Source organism: Variovorax sp. FW301-JW7 (assembly GCF_058788795.1).
Window position 1 is genome coordinate 55503 of the sequence record NZ_JBYTBC010000018.1, and the last position, 7460, is coordinate 62962.

Sequence of the window (7460 nt, forward strand, 5' to 3'; positions counted from 1 at the left end):
CCGGCGCGAGGGCACTCATGCCGGGACTACCGCGGACAAACGTGTGCTCATGCCCCGTGGCACTTCTTGTACTTTTTTCCACTGCCGCAAGGGCACGGATCGTTGCGGCCGGGTTCGGCTTCCTTGCGGATCGTCTCGACCTTCGGGCCCAGGCTCTTCCAGAGCTGGCGCAGGTCGTACACCGCCCAGATCGCGGCGCCGAAGTCGTCCAGGCGCTGCTGGCTCACGCTGGGCGGGCCGTTCTCGTCGTACATCGACAGGGTGGGCTTGGCGGTGTCGTCCTCGGTCAGCGCGACGAGGTTGTCGAGCGCGTCGTCGAGCATCTGCGCGGCTTCCTTGTCGCGGGGCGCGGCCCAGTCTTCGGGCCAGTTCTCGACCGCGTACATGAAGCCCAGTGCCCAGACCTGGGCGAAGGAAGGAATCTCTTCAGCGGCCATCTCGGCGCGCTCTTCCTCGGGCAGCGAGGCGATGGCGCCGCGGGTGTCGAGCACCTCGGGCTGCCAGCTGCGCTCGTCCTCGAGCGATTCGACCGGGGCGTCGAGGCCTTCCTCGATCTCGCGCCAGCGGCGCTTCCAGTTCCAGACGAACTCCATGTGCTGGGCCGGCACGAAGTGGTCTCCCAGCAGCACGGGCCAGTATTCGGTGGGGTCGATGGGGCGGCGCGTGCAGATCAGCGCGGCCATGAAGCCTTCGCAGAACTCCCACTGGGGAATTTCCTCGTCGTGCTCGCGCATGGCGTCGAGCGCGGTGTCGAGGGCGTCGAAATCGTCGGGGCCCAGGGCTTGCGAGGAGGCGGCCAGGGCGGTGTCAGGGGTATCAGGGGTGTCGGGTGTGGTCGTCATGGCAGCAGTCATGGCAGGTTGGGGGCAGCCCTCTATGATGCAGCAGGCTCCAGCCGACATCTGATGACTATGCCCACGATTATTCCGTTTCCCGCACGCTACAGCGCGTTCGCCCTGTGTGTGCTTGGTTTGGTCGCCTGCCTGGCACTGGTTCTGGCCTCGCCGCACCTGTGGCTCGCGTGGATCGGCGTGGCCGCTTTCGCGGTGCTCACCGGCACCGGCGTGCACGACCTGCGCCAGGCGCGCCACGCCATCCTGCGCAACTACCCGGTCATCGGGCACCTGCGCTTTCTGCTCGAATTCATCCGCCCCGAGATCCGCCAGTACTTCATCGAGAGCGACGCCGAGGCCGCGCCGTTCTCGCGCGCCCAGCGCTCGCTGGTGTACCAGCGCGCCAAGGGAGAGCCCGACAACCGGCCCTTCGGCACCCAGCTGAACGTGTCGGCCGCGGGCTACGAGTGGATCAACCACTCGATGCAGCCCACCAAGCTGGCGAACCACGATTTCCGCATCGTGATCGGCGGCACGCCGCAGCCGGCCGATGCGAACCCGGCGCAGGTCTGTACGCAGCCTTACAGCGCCAGCGTGTTCAACATCTCGGCGATGAGCTTCGGCGCCTTGTCGGCCAACGCCATCCTCGCGCTCAACCAGGGCGCCCAGATGGGCGGCTTTGCGCACGACACCGGCGAGGGCTCGATCTCGCAGCACCACCGCGTGCACGGCGGCGACCTGATCTGGGAAATCGGTTCGGGCTACTTCGGCTGCCGCAACGACGACGGCACCTTCAATGCCGAGCGCTTCACCGCCAACGCGCGCGACCCGCAGGTGAAGATGATCGAGATCAAGCTCAGCCAGGGCGCCAAGCCCGGCCACGGCGGCGTGCTGCCGGCGGCGAAGGTCACGCCCGAGATCGCGGCGGCGCGCGGCGTGCCGGTGGGCGTGGACTGCGTCTCGCCTTCGTCGCACAGCGCGTTCTCCACGCCGACCGAGATGATGCATTTCGTCGCGAAGCTGCGCGAGCTGTCGGGCGGCAAGCCGACCGGCTTCAAGTTCTGCCTGGGCCACCCGTGGGAATGGTTCGGCATCGTCAAGGCGATGCAGGCCACCGGCATCACGCCCGACTTCATCGTGGTCGACGGCGCCGAGGGCGGCACGGGCGCGGCGCCTGTCGAGTTCAGCGACCACGTGGGTGCGCCGCTGCAGGAGGGCCTGCTGCTGGTGCACAACACGCTGATCGGCGTGAACCTGCGCCACCGCATCAAGATCGGCTGCGCCGCCAAGGTGATCACCGCCTTCGACGTGGCCCGCATGATGGCGCTGGGCGCCGACTGGTGCAACGCAGCGCGCGGTTTCATGATGGCGCTGGGCTGCATCCAGGCGCAGAGCTGCCACACCGGCCACTGCCCCACCGGCGTGACCACCCAAGACCCGGTGCGCCAGCAGGCGCTGGTGGTGCCGACCAAGGCCGACCGCGTGCGCAACTTCCACCGCAGCACGCTGCATGCGCTGCAGGAGCTGGTGCAGGCCGCGGGCCTCGATCACCCCCAGCAGATCACCGCGCACCACATCGTGCGCCGCATCTCCGACACCGAGGTGCGCCTGCTGAGCAACCTGGTGATGCAGGTGCAGCCCGGCGCGCTGCTCGGGCCGCTGGACAACCAGCACACCGTTTTCCGCACCTACTGGCCGCTGGCCAGTGCACAGAGTTTCCAGCCCGTGACGCAGGGCCCGCACGGGCTGCTGGCGCCGGGCTTCGCCATGGCCGCATGAATCCACTGAGACGAGGAGGCGCCGCGACGCGCCTGTACAGCCAACGGGGCGCCGCGTCGGCGCCCGCGCCGCTCGACGACGCCCCGGGCTCGGCGCCCGGCGATTACGCCGAGTTCCTGCGCGTCACCCTGCCCAGGCAGGCCAAGAACGTGGCCAGCCACCGCTTCGGCAGCGAGCGCGTCTGGCTCAAGAAGGCCGGCCCGCGCCACGGCAAGTGGGGCTACCGCGTGATGGCGCTGGCCGCACGGCTGGCCGGCCTCGACGTGATCAAGCCCGTGCCCAACCCGGGCGGCGAGGCCGCCATCGCCACCGAGGCACGTCGCCTGAAGCAACTGGCCGCCGCGGGCCTGCGCGTGCCGATCGTGCTGGCGCAGCAGGCCGACGGGCTGCTGATTTCCGACCTCGGCGAAAGCGGCCGTGCCACCGTGGTGCTGCAGGAGCGCATCGACCAGGCCGCCGCCGCCGGCCCCGCCGCCCTGCTCGCCGTGTGGCGCGAGGGCCTGGCCGCCATCGCCGCCGTGCACCTGTGCGGCCAGCACCTGAGCCAGGCCTTCGACCGCAACCTCGTGCAGTGCCCCGACGGCGTGATCGGCTACATCGATTTCGAGGACGACCCCTCCGAGGTCATGACCCTGGCCGAATGCCAGGCCCGCGACTGGCTGAGCTACCTGCACTCCACGGCCATGATGCTCGAGGCCGCCGCGCCGCAGGCCGCGGGTCAGCACTGGCACGCGGCGCTGGCGGAGGTGGACGAGGAAGTGCGCGAGCGCATCGCGAACGCGGCGCGGCGCATGAAGTGGGCGCAGAAGCTGCCGGCCAGCCGGCGGTGGGGGCGGGATACGCAGCGGGTGCGGGCGGTGGCGCGGTTGCTGGGGCAGTGGTACTTGGCGAACTCTCCGACCCACACCTAGCGCGTTGTCTTTGAATCAAGCACTGGGTCCCGTCAAGCGGGTTCGCTGAATGGGGGCATGCCGATCTTGTCTTCAGAACCCAGCTCCCTCCACATACATCTTTCGAAGCGCTACCGCGTCTGAGCGGCCTCGACGGTGCTCACTCGCACGGTTTCCACGCCTTCTCGCCGATGCGCTTTCTTCATCGCGTAAGACTGCCCGATTCAATGAGTGTTTCAGTCTGCGAGTAGAGGCTTCGCCACTGAAGAGTTGCCAGCACGACTCTCCGCTCAGATGTTCACGACGCTTCGCTAAGCATGCCGAAGGTATGCGACAAACCGGCGACTAGCTTAGAGGGCGATGCTAGTTGCAAGAGTACTCGGAGCTGACCCGAACAAAAAGCAGACGAGGCTCAAGCGAAATTTCCGCTCGTCAATTACTCTTCAGAGGCGGTGCATTTTCTCCACACTCCCCCCTCCCTACTCACCCGACAAGAGAATAATTCATATTCGCTCGACTTTTCATTGAAGTCAAATTGACGTCTGAATTTACTCCCCCCAGAATTAGAAATTGAAACAATTCCGTACAACCCGCCAGAAGCAATCGACTTATCAACCATAAAATCCGTCACCGCCCCCAAATTTCCGGAAAAACAATATTTTTCAGACCTTTTGAGATATATCGTCGCTTGTAAATTTACAGCGCCAAGATATTCAGTCGCAATATATGCAAATTTATTTTTTGAAGAAACCTTCAATTTTGTAATCTTTATTGCATCAACGGCATCATATGGAATACGCTCCTCTCCAGGCATTTCCTCAAAGCATTGCGACACTCCGGCCATGCTCAAGGAATTCCAATAAAAAATAGCCACACCTACAAAAATCACATCCAGTTTTCTCATCTTTGATGTACGAAATTAACTTCCACCGACATCGATGCATTTGAAATTCTGCTCCCAATGATTTTTTCAACGCGTCTTCCATTGGAAATGACGACCCCCCTTTCAAATTCGATCTTTGAAAATGTCATTCTCTCAAGAACAGGAGTTGCCGGATAAATTACGTCATCCAACACTCGCTTGATAAAGAAAAAGTGGATATGGCGATGATCATAATGATTTCCTCCTCCGTTTATCCAGAGACATAGCTTCCCTATCGAATCCGTTGCTACACCCTCATCTGCAATACGAGATAATCCAATTTTTGAAATTCTGCTCGGATCCTTATAAAACTTCGAGACCCAATAGAATCCCGAGGAATTCCCAGCATGGTATGAATTCGCTGCAATCAGCTCCAAATCAAAAGCCCCCTCGCCACTTGGCGTGATTTTCGAGAATTCGTTGTAATTTTCATACTTGTCTCGCCAAGTTATTTGAATCAATCCTCGGCCAACATAAGGTGCATAGCGCGCATGATCCGCATTTGCCTCCTTCATTAGACGCAAATAACCTGTCTCTGCCCAAACATGGGCCAACAGATGGTTCAACCGAACAATGCTGTCCATCCCAAATTTTCGCGTCATTCGATTGATCGAGGTGCTCCAGGTTGCGACTCTGGCTTTGGCAACACTTAACGAAACAGTCCCAGCTGGCGAATTCCTAGGAATACACTGAACCATTTCCGTTTGGCTTAGCCACCCACATTTGCGCATGTGCGCAATGAACATGCGCGGATGCAAGTGCCAGACCGCATCTTTGTATTCTTGTGGCAAGCCATCAAAACTGATCGACTCCGCATGGGCCTTGAACTCGTTCCAAGCCTGCCCGTCCTCCACCCTGAACTCATCGTCAGCCTTGAGCCAGTCATAGCGCTGGGCGATGGTGGTCCGGTCCCATTCCGTCGGAAATTTGCAGATGGCGCGCCAGAGCTTCTTGCGCACTTCGGGCACTCCCAGGCGCCTTGCCAGCACTGTGCGCTCACGAATGCTTTCCGGTGTCCCGAGATCGCTCAGCAACCGCTTCATGTGCAGTGAGTCGCAGCGCTGGTTGTCGTGCGTGGGATCGTCGTCAAAGCACTGCCAGCCCATGAAGCCGGGAAAGTCTGCATCACTGAACTTGAACGTTCCAGGAGCATTGAGATCTGCCCAGACCGTGCCGCTTGAAGTGGGAATCTCTCTCCAATGTGCCGCGTTGGCCGGTAGTCGATCCGGCCCCAGATTGCGCCCGAAGCGCAGCAGTTCGTACCATCCACTGGGGCTGCTGACCGCCTGAATGGCTGCACCGAGGCTGTTGTGGCGAGCGCAGGCCTCGGTGTACATGTTGTATTCGAACTCTGGCTCGTCATGCACAGCGCCGATGGGCTCGGCGGGTTGCACACCATCGGCCCGATAGCTGCGGACGCTGCCACGACCGCCGTGGTATTGAATCTCCACCCACTGAGCATTGGAGAGAACGCCGAGCGATGGATTCGCCGCAGCGCTCGTCGCTACGGCCGCGGTCCCGCGAAGATGGCTGATCGGCCTGCTGCTGCTCGTGGGCGTGCCCGCTGGAAGATAAATGTAGACGCTGCCGAAGACGCTGTCGCTACGTCCATCGGACCGAGGTGCCACGACGGGATCAGTCCAAGTGGTGGGCCGCGCCGTGCCCAGAAGGTTCTGTAGTTGTGCCGGGGATATGCATATCTCGAAATGCAGATGGCTCTCGCGTCCGAGGATGCGGCCGGCGATCCCGAGGGCATCCTTGCGCCAGACGGGCTGCCTCTCCACGACGGAAGCCTCGATGCGGGACAGGTGCATGTAGACGCTGTAGTAGATCAGCGTCGAAGGCGTCACGTCTGTTGCGCCGACCTCGGTCGTGTGGCGGACGATGACGATGCCGTTGTCGGTCCACGCGGGTTCCTGTCCGTAGGGGTTGTAGTTCTGTGGATCATTTGCTGCGCCGTTGGGCGTGCGAGGTTCACGTTTGAAGATGACCGTGCCGTCGGCTATCGCACGCACCGGCAAGAGTTGATTCTGCGCATCGCGCGGCGCACGGATGTGCAGGCCGTTGTGCCACGTGAGTGCCGTGGTCAGCGGATACGAGCCAAGCGGAGCATTGCCGGAGTTGGGGGCGATATCGACGCCATCGGGCATGGCCGAGGCAATGAAGGCCTCGTCGTCGGCCAGCGGAGCCGGCAGGAAGGGAGGACTGATCAGCATGGGTGTGTCCTTTGCCGTTCAGGCCGACGGGGAGAACTTGTGGATCGACTTGTCGGTCTTGCCGTTGAACTGCCCTTGCGCAAACTCCGGCAGACTCACGGGCCTGCTCATGGGCCCGACCTGCGCATGCAGCGCCGCATGCTCCTGCCAAGTGCCGGCCGTGCCGTGCTTGATGCCGCTCTCGCTCCATTCCGAGTAGCTGCCCCCGCCGATGATCACGACCTTCTTCTTGGCGGTGATGTGCAGCTCGCCCTCCACGCTCTTGATGACCACGTCCTTGTGCGCAACCAGAATCAGCTCGTCGCGATGCGCCTGGATCTCGATCGGGTCTTCGCTCGCGATGAGCTTGATGCCCTTCTTGTGCGTGAACGCGCGGATGCCCTCGGCTGCGCTGGTCAGCCATCGCTTGGCTGTGCTGATGGAGGTGTGCCCCTGGCTTGTGAAGGCCGCGTGCTCTCCGGTGTGCAGGTGGATGCTGCCGGGCGTGCTGGCCTCGATGCCCGCAGGGCTGGCGAGCACGAGGTGTGGTTCGTTCAGCTCAGGGAAGCGGCCGTCCTCGTTCTGCCCCTCCTTGCCCTGGATGGCATCGTTCTGTGCCTTCAAGGCCTTCTGCACGGTGTCTTGCTCTTGCGCCTTGTGCACCTGCGCTGCTTCGGCCAGCGCGTCGTGTTGATCCTGCGCTGCCTTCAGTCGCTGAGTGGTCTCTCCCATGTCCTTGGCATGGTTCGCAGCGTTGCCCCTTGCTTCGGTCGTGATGAGCATCCCGTCCTGCGCCCTGAGCACGCCATGGGCGTCCGTGCGCAGCTCGAACCCCTCACCC

At 62.4% G+C, this 7460-nt stretch carries 6 protein-coding genes; 2 read left to right on the forward strand and 4 right to left on the reverse strand.

The features are described 5' to 3' along the window. Positions 1-47 precede the first annotated feature (47 nt). Positions 48-842 carry a UPF0149 family protein gene (locus tag AC3WQM_RS29950; protein WP_492683587.1) on the reverse strand — a complete coding sequence of 265 codons (795 nt, stop codon included), beginning with the start codon at positions 840-842 and terminating at the stop codon, positions 48-50. Positions 843-911: 69 nt separating this feature from the next. Here AC3WQM_RS29950 and AC3WQM_RS29955 point away from each other — a divergent pair, with 69 nt between their 5' ends. Together AC3WQM_RS29955 and AC3WQM_RS29960 are read left to right on the forward strand one after the other, a co-directional pair. After that, the gene (locus tag AC3WQM_RS29955) at positions 912-2612 is read left to right on the forward strand and encodes an FMN-binding glutamate synthase family protein (RefSeq protein ID WP_492683596.1); all 1701 of its coding nucleotides are present in this window, start codon (positions 912-914) and stop codon (positions 2610-2612) included. Further along, a complete protein-coding gene (locus AC3WQM_RS29960) occupies positions 2609-3523 on the forward strand; it encodes a BUD32 family EKC/KEOPS complex subunit (RefSeq protein ID WP_492683588.1) in 915 nt (304 codons plus the stop codon). Before AC3WQM_RS29955 ends, AC3WQM_RS29960 begins: the two co-directional genes overlap by 4 nt. Before the next feature lie 415 nt (positions 3524-3938). Here the strand turns inward: AC3WQM_RS29960 and AC3WQM_RS29965 are convergent, their stop codons facing one another. The 3 genes from AC3WQM_RS29965 to AC3WQM_RS29975 form a co-directional block, all read right to left on the reverse strand. Then, entirely contained in the window at positions 3939-4406 is a 468-nt protein-coding gene (locus AC3WQM_RS29965; protein ID WP_492683589.1) for a hypothetical protein, read from the reverse strand. Further along, on the reverse strand, positions 4403-6640 hold the full coding sequence (locus tag AC3WQM_RS29970) for a hypothetical protein (protein ID WP_492683590.1): 2238 nt from the start codon (positions 6638-6640) through the stop codon (positions 4403-4405). Before AC3WQM_RS29970 ends, AC3WQM_RS29965 begins: the two co-directional genes overlap by 4 nt. Before the next feature lie 18 nt (positions 6641-6658). Next, on the reverse strand, positions 6659-7460 hold an 802-nt coding region (locus AC3WQM_RS29975), incomplete at its 5' end, for a DUF2345 domain-containing protein (RefSeq protein WP_492683591.1).